Origin of the sequence: Paenibacillus sp. FSL A5-0031, from assembly GCF_001956295.1 — a bacterium.
Lineage (GTDB): Bacteria > Bacillota > Bacilli > Paenibacillales > Paenibacillaceae > Pristimantibacillus.
In genome coordinates this window covers 32449-48248 of the sequence record NZ_MRTD01000013.1, presented here as the reverse complement: position 1 = coordinate 48248, position 15800 = coordinate 32449, and the positions used below count along the sequence as shown (strand labels likewise).

Below are 15800 nucleotides of genomic sequence, written 5' to 3'. Positions count from 1 at the left end.
CCTTACAAATCAGTATGCTAATTCCACATGTATGCGTAGCCGCTATTTTTTTCGTTTTTGTTCTTTAGTTCGCCAAGAAGAGCGCGTTGTTCAGCAACTGAAACACCTGCTACTTGCAATTGTCCACCCATAGCCATAGACATTTTTTCAGTGTTGCTTACCAACTGACGAATAGCTTCTTTTAACATATTAACTCCTCCGCTTCTCTACTACTATATTAGTAATCTTTTCTTCTTCTCTACTATAACAGGAATAGATACGACAGGAAACGCAAAAGTGATTCGTATTTACCGAAAGACGTTTTGCGTGGTTTGTTGTTATGCATTTTTAGAGTTTATTATGTGCAAAAATTCCGCTTTCCAAGGACTTATTTCCTGTATGGAGTCTACTAATTCCTCAAAGCGGTTATAGTGCATCCGACTCATGACAGAGCCATATAATATAGTTCCTGTTCTTTCACAGGTTTCAAGAAAAAGCTCTCTTTTCATCGCAATTTCTTCGGAAGTTAACCGACCCTCAAAATACTCTTTAATCCAGCGATCCTCTTCTGCTTCTCCTTCTATTAAATACAGAGTAAGCAAGGTGCATTTACGTTGAAGAAAATCACTTTTTTCATCCCATCGCAGCAAATCTCGGAGGTCATTTTGAATTTGAGCTGAAACACCTATTTCTAGCGCATATTCTGCTACGGTTTCATTCCAAGGGCGACCAGCCAATATTACGCCGGCCATACACGCTAGTTGAAGAAGCGTAGCAGACTTTTGTTTGACGACATCCAAATAGGACTCCTCGTCCTTCATTTCATTCATAATATCAAGCATTTGACCATTTGCGGCCTTCAAAAGCTGCGCATTCATCATTTCTGTGAGTGCCAATCGAATCTCATGATTAGATGTGCTGCTTAACATTGCTTGCTGCGACAAAGTTAGTAGAGAGGAGGCTACATGAATGGATATAGGCATTGGGACTTTCATCCAAGGCTTGCTTGGAACATCCTGATCCTGCAAATCATCCAATATATCCGACGCCAAAATAAATAGTTCGACTGCAGCAGCTGCTTTTATGGGGTCTTCGCCTTTTCCGCCAAACATGCGGTAATGAATAACCGTCAGTTGACCAAATCGAATCGTCTCTTCAAGCTTGTCCGCAATAAACTGCTCTGCATAACGTGCAAGAGGCTCAGCTGTAAAGAAACGCTGAACCAATAATTGCATGTGTTGACCAATGAGTGGAATACAATCGTTCACAATCGATCCTCCGCCAAATCAAGATCATTATATTATACTACTAAATCGTTACATAAACATACGCTGAAATACAGTTACAAATCGTCCTAACCGATGTAGTGTCCTTATGCCGTTGCAGTCGTCTCTGCGCTTTTGTTTTTTTTGCTTTTGATCTTCTTGCTTCTGACTCTCCCCCTCATTCATTTGATTGATTAAGTTTGTAATCATCTCCATTCTCTTCTCCAATAGTTTTCTGCGCTCGACTGACGGACTTTCGATGCGATCTCGATGATCCATTTACTAAAAAGCCCTCCTTGAGGAATACATGTGCAATAAACATACTTTTAGTTTTTGTTTTTCTTATATGCTGACACTCCCATTCATCTCAACTGCGTGATGCATATAAACGGCTTCCATTGTCATGCCACCGCCAGGCAGCTGTGCAATAAGTGTAGAGGGGTTGTCGCAAGTAATGAATTCTCCCTTGCGCATCACACATACGCGATCGCAATTGCGCTGAATTTCCTCCATATCATGAGAAGCGACAATAATTGTTTTCCCTTGTTGTCTAAGAATCTGCAGCAGTGACCAATAATCACGTTTGGCTTGCGGATCCAGTCCTGTTGTGGGTTCATCCAAAAATATGATTTTTGGATCGTTCACCAATGCGATAGCTAGTGCCGTACGTTGTCTCCAGCCGCCTGATAAACGTTTAACTAGTTTATCCGAATATGGGCTAAGCCCAAACTGTTCAATGATGTGATCCAAATTATTTTTCCGTTTATAAAAACCTTGAAAAAGCTCCATTGCCTCTCGAACATTCATTTTATCTACTAAGGTTGTGCTTTGCAGATGAATTCCGATGTCTTCCTTCAATTTTTCTGCATCCAGCACCACATCATGTCCATAGATGCGTATGCTGCCTTGGTCGGGCATACGAATCCCCATTAGCATCTCTAGCAACGTCGTTTTTCCCGCGCCGTGCGTACCGATAATACCGAATATTTCACCTTCGTTTACTTTGAAGGAAACCTGATCTACTGCCTTATTCGCACCATAGTACTTGCTGACCGAGCTTACCTGAATGATCGTTTGCTTATCCATTCCTTGGTTAACCTCCATTCACACTTAAGCATTGCCTATCACTAAAAGCTATAAGGTGAGATTTATGTTTTGGTATGCGTCATAGTTTCAAGATAACGCATACCGTTAACTTTTTCACCGAAAACCTGTCTAGTAATTCACGCAATTTTTTTGCGTGACCGCAATGCTAGCGCAAATCAAAAGGAAGCTTACTAATGATTCCAAAAGCTGCTATAAACAACCAATCACCTTTATCCACAGAGATATCAACAGTTCTGTATAAATTGTTAGTTAATTCTGTCGATAGTACCTACGTATAAGAGTAGCATTTTAGCGGAATCCGTCGTTTTATAGGTACAATTTCTTACATTTATTTATTTTATCCACGTTATACACATTATCCACAGTTATACACCGCAAATAATATCCCCTTTCCGTTCACATTATTGATGTTTCGTAAATCCAGTGTTTTCGGGCATTTCACTCTTTTATCCACAAAATGAAGCCTCTTTGTGGATAACTTTGTGCACAACACTAATTTTGGTAATTTTTTATGGCTATTTTCTAATTCCGATATAAAGTAAATGTGAAGCTGAACCTAATAAATGAATATTTTCAGCAGAATCATAAATCATTTGCATGAAATCGGAGAATTGTTTGTTTCCCTGAGACCTCCAATAATCGAACTGCTCCGTTGTAAGTGCTCCTGCAACGCTGGAGGAACCAATCAACTTGACCGTTTCAAATCCTTGGGTTTCCATAAACGGCTTAATCGCATCGATATCATAGTAATAGGCTCCCGTGAATCTGCCTTCATCTGTATGATTAAAAACGCCGGAATCCATAAACTGCTGAATCTCATCCATTGAATCGAGAGGCTTCCAGTTTTGCGGATATGCAAGAGCATTTAGCAAATGCCTAATACGTGTCATAAAGGCGATAAACACATAACCTCCGCTCCGTGTTACACGATATAGCTCCTTAACCGCCTGTTCACGATCCTCTTCCTTCTGTAAATGATAGAGCGGCCCCATCATCAATGAAACATCAAATGTCTCGTCGGCAAACGAGCTCAAGCTTCTAGCATCTGCAACGTGGAAACCTTTAAAACGATCTGTAAGCCCAAGCTCCTCTGCCTTCTCAGCGGCTAATTGTACCAGCCTTGGTGTCAAATCTGTTAACGTGACATCATAACCGCTAGCAGCTAGTTCCATCGCATATTTTCCAGGCCCGGCGCCATTATCCAAAATATGTCCACGCTCAGGCAAGTAATTTCGAATAAAATGCCAGTTGACGATAAACTCAAGGGGCGCTCTATCGAGACGCCCCCATTCATCAAACTGATTATAATATTGAATAATTTCACTCATCGCATATACCTCCTTGAGGTTTTATGCCAACAGCAGCGCTTATTCCCATAATAGAAAGAACTTACTCTACTATGGGAAAAGCAATCCGTTGGCCTTATGAGAAATTAGTTGGCAGCTTTAGTTTGGATTTCTTCTACTACTCTGCTGCCTGTCGTCATAACTGCTTGATTGCACGCTGAAACATAAGCTTGAGCAGCTGCAAGCACAATATCACTATGAATGGATGTACCGCGGAATCGTTTCTGTTGATGAATAATGCTGACGACCGCTTCACCGTGCGCATCCTCGCCGGTTGATAGCGAATGAAGCTCCAAATCCTCGAACTCCGCTGCTACTGGAATCGCTTGTTGAATGGCATGGATGACTGCCTCAATGGGGCCGCCTCCCATTGCAATATAAGATTGTTCTACACCAAACTCATTCTCACGGATGGTAACCGTCGCTGTACGTGAAGGCTGCGTACCCGCGTGAACATGCAGATCAACCAGTACATATGGATCTGGCTGCGTCTGTGTCAGCTCACCTGCGATACGAATCAATTCATCATCTGTCACGATTTTTTGAGCATCAGCGACTTCCTTGAATTTATCGTACACATCCTGCAGCTGCAGTTCTGTCATATCGATGCCATACTCAGCAAGGCGATGTTTAATCGCATGGCGGCCGGAATGCTTGCCTAATATAATCATGTTCCGCGAAATACCCATCGCTTCCGGATCCATAATTTCATACGTGTTGCGGTTTTTCAGCAAGCCGTCTTGATGAATGCCCGATTCATGCTGGAATGCATTGCGGCCAACGATTGGCTTATTGTAAGCAATCGGGAAATGCATCGCGCGACTAACCAAACGAGAGGTTTCATAAATTTCGCTAATTTTAATGTTTGTTTCTGCTTTAATAGCATCCTTGCGCGTTTCTATTGCCATAACCAGCTCTTCTAGAGAGCAGTTGCCAGCCCGTTCGCCAATCCCGTTTACAGTCACTTCGATTTGCGTGGCACCTGCATTAATAGCCGAAATACTGTTAGCTACAGCAAGGCCTAGGTCATTATGACAATGGGCACTATATCTCACCGTTTCTCCGCCTCTGGCTTGCTTGCGCACCGCACGGAACAGCTCGCTCATTTCCTCTGGCATAGCATAACCAAGCGTATCAGGCAGGTTAATGATAGTCGCACCTTCCGCAATAACCGCCTCAACGAGCTGAATGACAAAGTCTCTGCCAGATCGTGTGGAATCCATTGCAGAAAACTCGATTTCATCTACGAATTGCTTGCCGTAAGCAACCATATCTCTCGCAATCTTAATGACCTCTTCCCGAGATTTGCGAAGCTGATGATTAAGATGAATATCGGAGGAGGATATAAACAAGTGAAGGCGTCTGCGTGCTGCATCCTGTGTCGCTTTCACTGCAGCGTCAATATCAACCTTTACCGCTCTCGCAAAACCTGCGATCTCTACATGCTGAAGCTCACGTGAAATTTGCTGTACAGCCGCGAATTCGCCTGGGCTGGAAACCGGGAAACCTGGCTCAATAACATCAATGCCAAGCTTGCCAAGCTGGCGTGCAATAATAATTTTACGTTCAGGATCAATCGAAGCACCTGGTGACTGCTCGCCATCACGAAGAGTTGTATCAAAAATTTGGATTTTTTTCATTTCGTTTGTCATTGTTAATTCCTCCTAGGGATTCGTTTGGATGTATTTTTTTAATTTTTGGGTACAAAAAAAAGCGCGACGTCTCCTTGTAAGAGACGACGCGCTTACGCTGCCGTGGTACCACTCTAATTGACCGGTTCTTGCTGCAGAAGCTTAAACAATGCTGCCTTGCAAAAAGGCAATATTGAATAGCTTGCTGCGGGAACCGAGCCCGCTTAAATGCCCGATGACGGCGGCTAACCGTAACGTTGTAGACAAAAACTGTCTTTTATGACAGCTTGCTTCCCACGTTCCGCTCCCAGGCGAGATTCAAACCTCAGCTTCGACTGCGTCACACCACCCCGCAGCTCTCTGTACGATTTCAATTCGTTCATCCGCTTTTGATGAACATATCTTGAAATTCATTTTGCCAGCCTACTGTTCTACTGCTCCTGTTCATTGCGTTTTCACTCTATATGGATTGTTGATAATCATTAATTCGTTAAATCCTTCACTTCAAGACAACAAGAAAAACCTGTCATCTCTTGAATCAAGAGACGACAGGTTATTATGACCCGCGCGGTACCACCCTTGTTGACACCCATACGTTCGCAAACGAGCAGGGACGCCCAACTTAAGCATATGGCCAACTCCGGATGTTGACTCACATGCACCCGATTACGGTGGTTAACCGTAACAATGTACCTGCATGGCTATCAGCATGAACTCATGCTGCCATCGTTTCCACTGTTCCGCTCCCAGGCGAGTTTCAAGCATCCTTCGACTGCGTTGCACCATCCCGCAGCTCTCTTGTGTCATAACGACGTATGAATGATATACATTCATAGTGACGTTTCAGACATTCCCGGACAAGCTTTACTATTCCTGTTCTTTGCGTTTGTAACGTATGAAGTTGAAGTTTGAAGTATTGTTGCTTATTATATGCTCTAATAAATTGTCTGTCAATTCCAATTGAAATAATTTTTTATTAGCCCCTATTCGGCCAATGAATGTGGCATATTGCTCACTGACCAGCTCTCAAGCGATAAACCAGGGTCAGCTTTCATGTCAAGATCTGTGAATTGCGACCGTTTTAACTTCAAATAAGCCGCTGCTCCAATCATTGCAGCATTATCTGTACACAGCGAATTCGGCGGTATGAGCAGAGGCACACGTTCTGACACGCACTTCGCACTTAAAGCTGCCCTCAAGCCCTTATTCGCAGCCACGCCGCCACAAAGCAGCAGCTGCTTCGCGCCATATTGTTTGACTGCGCGCAGAGCTTTTGTGACGAGCACCTCAGTGACTGACTCTTGGAATCCGCGAGCAAGTGCCGCCTCATTCAGGACTAAGCCCTTCATTCTCGTCTGATTAATAACCGCTAGTACTGCTGATTTCAAGCCGCTAAAGCTAAAATCATAGCTATCCGGTTCCAGCCATGCACGAGGCAAAGTAATCGATTCCTCTGCTTCGACTGCAAGCTTGTCGATATGCGGCCCGCCTGGGTATGGCAAATGCAGCGCCCGCGCTACCTTGTCATACGCTTCACCGACTGCGTCATCCCTAGTACGGCCAACGACTTGGAAATCACCTTCACTTTTTAACAGCACTAACTCTGTATGGCCCCCCGAAACAACTAGCGCCATACATGGATATATAATGTCATGAACGAGCTCATTTGCATAAATATGACCTGCAATATGATGCGTACCGATCAATGGAATATCTAATGCCATAGACAGGCTTTTGGCCGCTACAATACCTACGAGCAAAGCACCTACAAGACCGGGACCTTGTGTGACTGCGATAGCAGACATATCCTTTAGCGTCAGCCCTGATTCCTTGACAGCCTGTTCTATTATCAATGTAATCGACTCTACATGTTTACGCGAAGCAATCTCGGGAACTACACCGCCGTATCGCTCATGTATTTCAATTTGGCTGGACACGACATTCGATAAAATATGTTTTCCACCGCGAATAACCGCCGCTGACGTTTCGTCGCAGCTCGTTTCGATCGCCAAAACAAGATCATTCATTGACTGTTCATTCACTGCCTGTTTCGATTGATTCACATTCATTGCTCCCTTACCTTCAACCGCTCTTTGTCTAGCTCAGCCCACATAATAAGCGCGTCTTCATTGTTGTCCGAGTAGTACCTCGGGCGTATGCCGGCAGGCTCAAAACCGTATTTCCGATAAAGGTTTTGCGCAATTTCATTGGAGGGACGAACCTCTAGCGTCATCTTTACCGCGCCAAAGAAAACTGCCGTCCGCTGCAGCTCATTAAGCAAGCAGTTTCCTAAACCTTGCCCGCGATAATCTGAGCGTACCGCAATATTCGTTACATGTGCTTCGTCCATAATAACCCACATGCCGCCGTAGCCTATTATTTGATCCTCATATTCCATAATCATATAGCGAGCAAATAAGTTGTTCATGAGCTCATTCGTGAATGCTTCCACAGTCCATGGACTCGTAAAGGCTTCCTGTTCAATCGCAACGATAGCGGGTATGTCTGCCATAGTCATCGCTCGAAAAATGAGTTTGTTCACTTCTACTTTCATGCCTTAGCTTCACCTGCCTGCTTTGCCTTCCATACGACCTCAGCCTCAGTTAGCTGAGTGTAGTTAGGAATAAGAGTATGCGGATCTTCTATTAGACCTGACTGCAGTCTTTTGAGGCCAAGCTCTGCTATCCATTTGCCCTCTTGGATATAGGGTTGAAGCTGAACGATAACGCCTGCTGCATCGCCAATCTGCTTCAAGCGCATCGCGCTTTCTTCATGAAGCGACAGGTCGCCGACGAGTGAGATGCTCCTTATGCTTCCAGCCGGCAAATTCGCTAATCGCTGCTCAAGCTGATCTACAAAATCTTTCATAATACGAACGCCATCATCCAGCCAGCGAGTCCATTCAGATGCATCCGTCATCGAGAAAGCCGATGTATACACCTGACCGCGCCTTGCATCCATAATCGGAAATACCCAATGCTCGCCATTACGCGCTTTCTCCAGCTCCGCAATTCCGCTCACCTGCTGATGCCAAGCGCCATATGCTATGGCCTCCAAGCTGGACACGCTCACCAGCGGCTTGTTCCATACCCATGCCAACGTTTTTGCTACAGAGATCGCAATACGCATTCCTGTATATGATCCTGGTCCATTCCCAACCGCAATCGCCTCGATGTCCGTATTAGCAAGGCCGCTTTTTCGCAGCATTTCTTGAATATGCGTCACAACGTGGACAGAATGGTTTCTTTCCGCTAATGTTTGAATTTCCGCAAGCACCTCATGACCGCTAACGATAGCAGCTGCCATCGACGCCGTGGACGTATCTAAAGCGAGTATCGGTCCCGTTTGATTTCTCTGCTCATTACTCATCTGTCTGCTCCTAACTTGCTTAAAGCTTCACACCAGCCTGCGTAAATTTCACCGTAGCCGGTCAATTGTATGCGCCGTGCTTCATCGCCAAGATGCTCAATATACAGCTCCAACCGCTCAGCTGGCAGCAGCTCCTTGATCAAGCTAGCCCATTCCACAATCGTTACGCCATCGCCATAAAAATAATCATCCAAACCAAGCTCATCCGCTTCCTCCAGCGAAAGCCTGTAAACATCCATATGATAAAAGGGAAGCTGATTCCCTTCGTATTCTTTTATAATTGTAAAAGTCGGACTATTCACAATGCCTTTCACACCGATTGCGCCTGCAAAAGCTTGTGAAAATCTAGTTTTTCCCGCGCCCAGATCACCATCCAATGCAAGCAATGTACCTGGTTTTACCCAAGCTGCAAGCTGTTCGGCTAGCGTTACAGTGTCTTGTTCCGTTTGTGCCAGCCAAGTGGCATGGCTTATCTGTTGTTGCATGCTATTCACCCGTTCATGTCGAAAAATGATTATATCCGCGTTTCTTAAGCAAAACTCTCTTCTCCAAATGAGGCAGCGACTCTTTTTCCTTAAAAGCTTGATCATGTCGAATGAGCTCAACAGCGGGTTCACCCATCTCGGTTTCCCCAATAATAAAAAAAGGAATACCTTCAAGGTGAAAAGCTGCTCGCATCGCTTCCGCATGCTCTGGTGCTATCGTGCCTAGCAAGACGTAATCTTCTCCGCCATACAGCATCCATTCCAGCGGATCTATTCCTACGCTTGAAGCGTAAGCGGCCAAGCTGCCGCTCTTTGGCAGAAGTTTCTCATACAGCACGAGGCGAAGCCCCGACGCTTCAGCAATTTCCCATGCTTCGCTCGCGAGGCCGTCGCTTACATCATTAAGTGAACGACAGCTCCCATGCTCAAGCAGCAGCCTTCCCGCACGCACTGAAGGAGTTGGCCGCTGATGCGCCTGCACAAGCAAACCTTCCCTGCCCGCGCTGAAATCCGCGGGCTGCAGCACCGCGCGCTCCTCCTCTGCAAGGAGCGCATGCAATCCCGCCGCCGACATGCCTACGGCGCCGGTCACAAACACTGCATCGCCCGGCTTTGCGCCCGAGCGACACAGCTCACGCCCTGCTTCCACGGTGCCAACCACCGTTACAGCGACAACCAAATGCTCCGGCGCCGACGTTGTATCGCCGCCTACAATGGCAACCCCGTAGCGCTCGGCGCACTCGTACAGCCCATCATACAGCCTCCGCATTCGCTCCGGCGTATACGATGGCGGTACGCTGACCGAGACGAGCGCATGCAAAGGCATGCCTCCCATCGCGGCAATATCGCTAATGTTGGCGGCAAGCGCCTTATAGCCGACATCCTCGTCCCGCATCGTCGACGGCTTGAAGTGTACCGTCTCCACCATCGTGTCGACGGCCAGCAGCATCCGCTTTGGAGCAGCAATGCCATCCGCAGCAGAAGCGGGATCAACTACGGCGGTATCATCGCCTATCCCTATAACCACGCCGCGCTCACGCTGCCAAGCACTTCCTTGCCTGCCTGCCGTCCAATGATGAATACTCGCAAACTCATCCAAATTGCCGGTCTCCTTCATCTCAAAGCAAAAGTGGGCCGATCTGTGCAAGCCAAATCGGCCTCGCATTTCTTAGAAACTGACTAGGGCATGTCTGATAACCCGTTCAGCGGCACCTTTCACAGCCTTTTCGCCCCTTGCTTCGTTCCGTTTGCTTGACGTACCCCTGGTACGCCTTCACAAACACGCCTTGCATGGAACGAAAATTCGGCAAAATTTGCTGTCCTCAGAGTTCTCAGACACGCCCTACTACCATCATTAGTGAATATCCCGTTTCTTAAACCGTCCGCCCTTCACATCGTGAATATTGCCGACGGCAAGAAACGCCACAGGGTCAAGCTCATGAACAATCGACTTCATCTTCGCTTCTTCAAGCCGCGTAATGACACAAAAAATAACGCGCTTGCTGCCGCCAGTAAAGCCGCCTTCGCCATGCAGGTAAGTAACTCCGCGTCCTAAACGGCTCATAATCGCTGCGCCGATTTCCTTCGCTTCATCGCTAATGATCCACACCGCTTTGGATTCATCGAAGCCCTCGATCGTAATATCAATCAATTTATAAGCAATATAATACGCGATAAGCGAATACATTGCCCGATCCCAGCCAAACACGAAGCCTGCACTGCCGAGAATGAATAAGTTGAAAAACATAACGGTCTCGCCAACCGAAAGAGGAATACGCTTATTAAACACGATCGCAACAATTTCGGTACCATCGAGCGATCCGCCAAAGCGAATAACCATGCCAACGCCAATGCCCAAAATGACACCGCCGAATATAGCAGCTAGAAAAGGCTCTACCGTAAGAGGCGGTACGGGATGAAGCAAAAACGTTCCTAGCGACATGACCGAAACGCCGTACAGCGTCGATATTGCAAAGGTTTTGCCGATTTGCTTGTAACCAAGAAACAAAAATGGAAGATTAAGAAGAAAGAGAAAAAGACCCAGCGGCACTTTCGTTAAATAGGAGGCCATGATCGATATGCCGACAATACCACCATCAATAATATGATTTGGTACTAGAAAGATTTCCAGCCCAACTGAGACGAGCGCAGCGCCTAGTGTAATAAACAGCACTCTTCGCAACACTTCGAGCTTGGACAGTTTGTGGTGCTGTAATGATCCCATAAATGTACGCACATCCCCCTATTAGCTCTATTTCTCATTATTTTACCTTAAAAAGTACCAGATATAAAGCAACTCTGTCATTATTGCAAAAAAAGAAACCTTCCACTTTAGCAGCAATTTGCCTCTAAGAGAAGGTTTCTATCCATGTTTAATATTCAAGTTAGCGCGAAAGACATAGCGCCTATTTCCTACAAAAAATAATTACAACTCCTTTACGATCGTAATATGAAGCTCGTTCTTGAGCTCAATCTCATAAGGCGATGCCGGCATTGTGCCGTCTGGCTCCATAATAATTCGTACACGGGGACGATGGACAGCGAGCTCCGTATTTTCTGAAACGACACCAACTTGACCAGTGCTAAGCAAAAGCGAAGTCGAAACTGGATATATTGATATATGCCGACAGAACAGCTTAATCAAGTCCAGATCAAAAAAAGTGCCGCCGGCAGCAAATAAAAACTCAATCGCTTCGCTTGCCGTGTACCGTTTGCGATATGGCCTTGGTGAAGTTAATGCATCAAAAGTGTCCGCTAATCCTACGATTTGAGCGTACATATGAATCTCGCTTTCCTTGAGACCGCGCGGGTAACCTGATCCGTTAAATCGTTCATGATGCTGAAGCGCGCAGTGTGCAGAAACGATAGATATATCGTGATACTTGCGCAATATATCGAACCCGTCCTTCGCATGGCTTTTGATAACTTCACGTTCCGCCAGCGATAAACCGCCAGTATGAGCCAGCAGCTTTGGCGGCACCTTTGTCATACCGATATCGAAGAGCAGCGCGCCAATGCCAAGCTCTTCAAGCTGATTGCGATTAAAGCCCTTTGCCATGCCCATAATGCCTGAAAGCACAGCCACGTTAAAGGAATGCTGAAATAAATAACCTTCCATTGCATGAATGCTCGTTAAATTAACCAGCATGTTTGGTCTTGAGGATAAATCCTGCATAATTTGGCCGAATACCGCCCGAAAGTTGCGGCCCATATCCGGTGCGATCGTTCGCCCTTTTGTTACGGTCTGGTCTTTGAAGGAGTTCATCGTTTTGTAAATAGTATCGACCGCTTGCTTACGCGTTTCATCACGGATCGTATCTTCAGGAATCAGATCCTCCGTCAACCCATCCTCTATGAATAGAAAATCGATGCCTAAGTTCCGCAATCGATCGATGTAACGATCATTCAATTCAACCCCTTCTCCTAGAAGCACGTTGCCGTTTTCTTGAAAAATGGGTTTAGCCACCTTGTCTCCCGGCTTGACCATTCCAATCTGCGTTTTTCTCATTAGATTAGTTCCCGCCTTTGATAGTTTAGCGATTGTAACCGGATCAAATCCATTTTATCAGAACTATGTCCAACTGACTATGCAGCAAACACGAAAAAGCCTAAACATACTGTTCAGGCTGCTAGGCTAATTTTCGTTTAACAATCCGATTACGTCCATTATACTTAGCTTCATATAATGCGGCATCTGCCTGTGCAAGCAACTCTCTTAAAAAAGCTTTTGGATCAACTAAATCGGTTGGGTCAACATGTTCAATAGAGATTACGCCCATGCTTATCGTTACCGATACCGGCTCCTCAGAGGTTCCCGTGTTTATTTTATTTTGCTCAACCGATTCCATAAGAATCTCCGCTATCTGATCAGCTTGGTCTCGGTTGGTATGCGGCAAATACACCGTAAATTCTTCTCCGCCATAACGAGCTAATATATCCGTAAATCGCAGAACTCCTCTAACGGCATCAACCGTACCGCAAAGCACCTCATCACCAATTAAGTGGCCATATTTATCATTAATCAATTTAAAATGATCGAGGTCAAATAAAAATATAGAGAAGGGTATGCCATAACGAATATTAGCAATCACTTCTTGCTCCAATTGATGAAGCAAGTAACGCCGATTATAGCAGCCGGTCAAACCGTCAGTAATCGCCATATGCTCAAGCTTCTTATTCGCTTGAAACAGCTCGTCCTGCATAATAAGCAGATCGCGATTCCGATCCTGAAGCAGCTCGTTCTGAACATTCGTTTCTTCGACTAGCAGGCGAAGCTCCGTCACATCCTGGAAGGTCAGTACTCTGCCTACCAATGTCTTCTTATTGTTCAATATAGGCGCAGACTGTACGATAATATGTCTATGCTTGTCATGCTGAATTGCAATTTCCATCTCAAGCCTATCCATCGGACGCTTATTCTGCTCTTCAAAAAAAGCAGCTATATCTCTAGTAACCTCGCCTTTAAATTGCGGTCCTAGATGAGCGGAATTAAACTTGTCGCCAATGCGCAGCCTCAGAATCGGCTTTATTACTTTATTTACATCGATGATGATATCGTTCTCATCGAGCACGATAATCCCCATCGACATCGTATTCATTACATCTCTTTGTACGGTTTGAATAATATCTAGTACTTTGTTCCGTCTAATGGCATGTACCAAATAAACAGCGGCAACAGCCATTCCTACTGAAATAAGCGGAATATATTGATTCATTTTTTCAATTAATAGAACATTGATAAATAAATCTGTTATAGCAAACGAAACGAGTACAAACATACCGTTTATTGCGGTTTTGATTAATGTGCGCTGCCGTACCGAATTTTCGCCGCGCAGCTTGTAGAACATAATAACAAAAGAAACGGTTACATAAACAATTAATTGCGTAATCATAATCCAGTACAACGGCCCTTGCTCTAGCTGCTTGAGCGGACTTAGCTGATCGTTAATTCGTAGAAACATGCCATTTGGGTTAATGATAACCACAGCTACAGAAATAAGCGCGGGCATCGCTAAAATGAACAACCGGCTCTTTCGTATAACATACGACTGGCCGGTGAGATATACGATGAATACGAACCATCCAATTCCAAGCAGAGAAAGCCCTACATACGATATGGAAACGTAAAATAGTCTAAAGAGTGCAGAAGTTGTCGTCTGGGACGCAAATTGAAAAAGCGTCCAACACATAAAAACGACATGCAAAGTCAAATACATACGATGCAAAATCGTAACGTTGCTGGAGGCAAACACGTAGAAAAACAAGCCGAGCAGCACTAGAAACATACTAAAGTCTAGCCAGATCATCCATTCCAATACGGTTCACCCATTCATTTGATAGCCATCTTCTTCCATTGTAGCAAATGTTAATACTATCGACAATTGCTTACCCTCAAAAAATTCAAAGTGTAACATTCGCCAATAAGCATATTATTTGGAAATGCGATTAGGCCATCGTTCGGAAAGCATATGCTCCAGCGACGGGGAAATGTTCAGAAACTGACGGAATTGCTCATACTCTTCCCATTTTTTCATAGATGGCCCATGCTGCTCTGAACGAACCGCGCGAATGAGCAGATTTTTTGGCGTATGCTCTGGATCTACAAATTCCAGCATCGAAACCTTATACCCCAAAACCTCCAGCAAAGTTCCTCTTGCGGCATCCGTGGCGAGTGCGGAAAAACGCTCCTTCAGCAGGCCTTGAGAGAGTAGCGGTGATAGTACATCATTCTTTACCTGCTTGAACAGCTCATGCTGGCAGCAAGGTACCGACATAATAACGGAGGCTCCCCAATTAACAGCCTTGGCAAGCGCAGCATCCGTAGCCGTATCGCATGCATGCAGAGTGACAACCATATCAGCAGCTTGCAGCTCTTCATATTCAGCAATGTCACCTACAAGAAACTTAAGCTTGTCATAACCCAGCTTCTCCGCAAGCTCTGAACAGAAAGCAATGACATCGGCTTTAAGGTCAAGTCCAATAATGTTAATATTCCGCTTCTGCTCCACTGCAAGCAAATGGTAAAGCGCAAACGTCAAATAAGATTTGCCGCAGCCAAAATCAATGATCGTAATTTCCCTGTCCGTTGGCAAATACGCAAGCACATCCGTTACCATCTCTAGAAAACGATTGATTTGTCTGTATTTATCCTGTTTTTTGGCGTGGACAAGCCCTTCCTGCGTCATAATGCCAAGCTCAACAAGAAAAGGGGCCGCTTGATTCTCGGACAAAATACGCTGTTTCTGCCGATTATGCTGCAAATTTGCTTTGCTCGAATCACCAGTTGGCGGTTTCTTTAAAATAGCTGCTTTCCCTTTTTTGCTAAAGAGCAATTGAACGTCAGCCTCGTTCGTTTTTACAAGCGCCTGACGATAGTTCTCCTGCAGCAAATCGATGACTCGCTCAGCCGCTTGCGGCTCTGCAACATTGTCATGCGTAACCTTGTTTGCAAAATGATATTCAAATTGATAAAACAAGCCGTTCTTCATCTCAATGGGACGAATGATTGTTTTAGGCGCTGCGGTTCCGTCCTTCCGCTTCGGCTGGCTAAGCGTAGCCTGCAGCAGCTCTTTGCCAGTGATCCATTTCGTAATTTCTTGCTGCCATTGTTCCGTCATG

15 protein-coding genes are annotated in these 15800 nt (G+C 45.3%); all 15 read right to left on the bottom strand.

The window, feature by feature from the left end; genetic code table 11:
- Nucleotides 1-17: 17 nt before the first annotated feature.
- On the bottom strand, nucleotides 18-188 hold the full coding sequence (locus BK120_RS35450) for a competence pheromone ComX (protein WP_161807554.1): 171 nt from the start codon (nucleotides 186-188) through the stop codon (nucleotides 18-20).
- Nucleotides 189-317: 129 nt separating this feature from the next.
- Nucleotides 318-1247, bottom strand: a complete 930-nt coding sequence (locus tag BK120_RS22050) for a polyprenyl synthetase family protein (RefSeq protein WP_076269665.1) — start codon at nucleotides 1245-1247, stop codon at nucleotides 318-320.
- A 48-nt stretch (nucleotides 1248-1295) separates the two neighbouring features.
- Nucleotides 1296-1523: a hypothetical protein gene (locus BK120_RS22045; RefSeq protein WP_076269664.1), complete on the bottom strand. Its 228-nt coding sequence runs from the start codon at nucleotides 1521-1523 to the stop codon at nucleotides 1296-1298.
- A gap of 63 nt (nucleotides 1524-1586) precedes the next feature.
- Nucleotides 1587-2330: an ABC transporter ATP-binding protein gene (locus tag BK120_RS22040; RefSeq protein WP_076269663.1), complete on the bottom strand. Its 744-nt coding sequence runs from the start codon at nucleotides 2328-2330 to the stop codon at nucleotides 1587-1589.
- A gap of 536 nt (nucleotides 2331-2866) precedes the next feature.
- A complete protein-coding gene (locus BK120_RS22035) occupies nucleotides 2867-3679 on the bottom strand; it encodes a class I SAM-dependent methyltransferase (RefSeq protein WP_076269662.1) in 813 nt (270 codons plus the stop codon).
- 104 nt (nucleotides 3680-3783) lie between these two features.
- Nucleotides 3784-5349 (bottom strand): 2-isopropylmalate synthase, encoded by a 1566-nt coding sequence (locus tag BK120_RS22030; protein ID WP_076269661.1) that lies wholly within the window; start codon nucleotides 5347-5349, stop codon nucleotides 3784-3786.
- A gap of 962 nt (nucleotides 5350-6311) precedes the next feature.
- Nucleotides 6312-7355: a tRNA (adenosine(37)-N6)-threonylcarbamoyltransferase complex transferase subunit TsaD gene (tsaD, locus tag BK120_RS22025; RefSeq protein ID WP_144376825.1), complete on the bottom strand. Its 1044-nt coding sequence runs from the start codon at nucleotides 7353-7355 to the stop codon at nucleotides 6312-6314.
- Between the two features lie 38 nt (nucleotides 7356-7393).
- Complete coding sequence (gene rimI / locus BK120_RS22020) at nucleotides 7394-7882, bottom strand: ribosomal protein S18-alanine N-acetyltransferase (protein WP_076269659.1); 489 nt, start codon at nucleotides 7880-7882, stop codon at nucleotides 7394-7396.
- Nucleotides 7879-8697, bottom strand: a complete 819-nt coding sequence (gene tsaB, locus BK120_RS22015) for a tRNA (adenosine(37)-N6)-threonylcarbamoyltransferase complex dimerization subunit type 1 TsaB (protein WP_076269658.1) — start codon at nucleotides 8695-8697, stop codon at nucleotides 7879-7881. Before tsaB ends, rimI begins: the two co-directional genes overlap by 4 nt.
- Complete coding sequence (gene tsaE / locus BK120_RS22010; protein ID WP_076269657.1) at nucleotides 8694-9182, bottom strand: tRNA (adenosine(37)-N6)-threonylcarbamoyltransferase complex ATPase subunit type 1 TsaE; 489 nt, start codon at nucleotides 9180-9182, stop codon at nucleotides 8694-8696. Before tsaE ends, tsaB begins: the two co-directional genes overlap by 4 nt.
- Nucleotides 9183-9195: 13 nt before the next feature.
- A complete protein-coding gene (gene thiL, locus BK120_RS22005) occupies nucleotides 9196-10299 on the bottom strand; it encodes a thiamine-phosphate kinase (RefSeq protein ID WP_076269789.1) in 1104 nt (367 codons plus the stop codon).
- Nucleotides 10300-10536: 237 nt separating this feature from the next.
- Entirely contained in the window at nucleotides 10537-11406 is an 870-nt protein-coding gene (locus BK120_RS22000; protein WP_076269656.1) for a YitT family protein, read from the bottom strand.
- Nucleotides 11407-11607: 201 nt separating this feature from the next.
- Nucleotides 11608-12690, bottom strand: a complete 1083-nt coding sequence (locus BK120_RS21995) for an HD-GYP domain-containing protein (RefSeq protein ID WP_076269655.1) — start codon at nucleotides 12688-12690, stop codon at nucleotides 11608-11610.
- Nucleotides 12691-12811: 121 nt separating this feature from the next.
- The gene (locus BK120_RS21990) at nucleotides 12812-14488 is read right to left on the bottom strand and encodes a histidine kinase N-terminal 7TM domain-containing diguanylate cyclase (RefSeq protein WP_256710986.1); all 1677 of its coding nucleotides are present in this window, start codon (nucleotides 14486-14488) and stop codon (nucleotides 12812-12814) included.
- Between the two features lie 123 nt (nucleotides 14489-14611).
- Nucleotides 14612-15799 carry a class I SAM-dependent methyltransferase gene (locus BK120_RS21985; protein WP_076269654.1) on the bottom strand — a complete coding sequence of 396 codons (1188 nt, stop codon included), beginning with the start codon at nucleotides 15797-15799 and terminating at the stop codon, nucleotides 14612-14614.
- Nucleotide 15800: the final 1 nt, after the last annotated feature.

Bases quoted from the DNA above. Each gene is read 5' to 3' on its own strand.
- BK120_RS35450 (WP_161807554.1), bottom strand. From the start codon at position 188: ATGTTAAAAGAAGCTATTCGTCAGTTGGTAAGCAACACTGAAAAAATG.
- BK120_RS22045 (WP_076269664.1), bottom strand. From the start codon at position 1,523: ATGGATCATCGAGATCGCATCGAAAGTCCGTCAGTCGAGCGCAGAAAA.
- BK120_RS22040 (WP_076269663.1), bottom strand. From the start codon at position 2,330: ATGGATAAGCAAACGATCATTCAGGTAAGCTCGGTCAGCAAGTACTAT.
- BK120_RS22035 (WP_076269662.1), bottom strand. From the start codon at position 3,679: ATGAGTGAAATTATTCAATATTATAATCAGTTTGATGAATGGGGGCGT.
- BK120_RS22030 (WP_076269661.1), bottom strand. From the start codon at position 5,349: ATGACAAACGAAATGAAAAAAATCCAAATTTTTGATACAACTCTTCGT.
- tsaD (WP_144376825.1), bottom strand. From the start codon at position 7,355: ATGAATGATCTTGTTTTGGCGATCGAAACGAGCTGCGACGAAACGTCA.
- rimI (WP_076269659.1), bottom strand. From the start codon at position 7,882: ATGAAAGTAGAAGTGAACAAACTCATTTTTCGAGCGATGACTATGGCA.
- tsaB (WP_076269658.1), bottom strand. From the start codon at position 8,697: ATGAGTAATGAGCAGAGAAATCAAACGGGACCGATACTCGCTTTAGAT.
- tsaE (WP_076269657.1), bottom strand. From the start codon at position 9,182: ATGCAACAACAGATAAGCCATGCCACTTGGCTGGCACAAACGGAACAA.
- thiL (WP_076269789.1), bottom strand. From the start codon at position 10,299: ATGAAGGAGACCGGCAATTTGGATGAGTTTGCGAGTATTCATCATTGG.
- BK120_RS22000 (WP_076269656.1), bottom strand. From the start codon at position 11,406: ATGGGATCATTACAGCACCACAAACTGTCCAAGCTCGAAGTGTTGCGA.
- BK120_RS21995 (WP_076269655.1), bottom strand. From the start codon at position 12,690: ATGAGAAAAACGCAGATTGGAATGGTCAAGCCGGGAGACAAGGTGGCT.
- BK120_RS21990 (WP_256710986.1), bottom strand. From the start codon at position 14,488: ATGATCTGGCTAGACTTTAGTATGTTTCTAGTGCTGCTCGGCTTGTTT.
- BK120_RS21985 (WP_076269654.1), bottom strand. From the start codon at position 15,799: ATGACGGAACAATGGCAGCAAGAAATTACGAAATGGATCACTGGCAAA.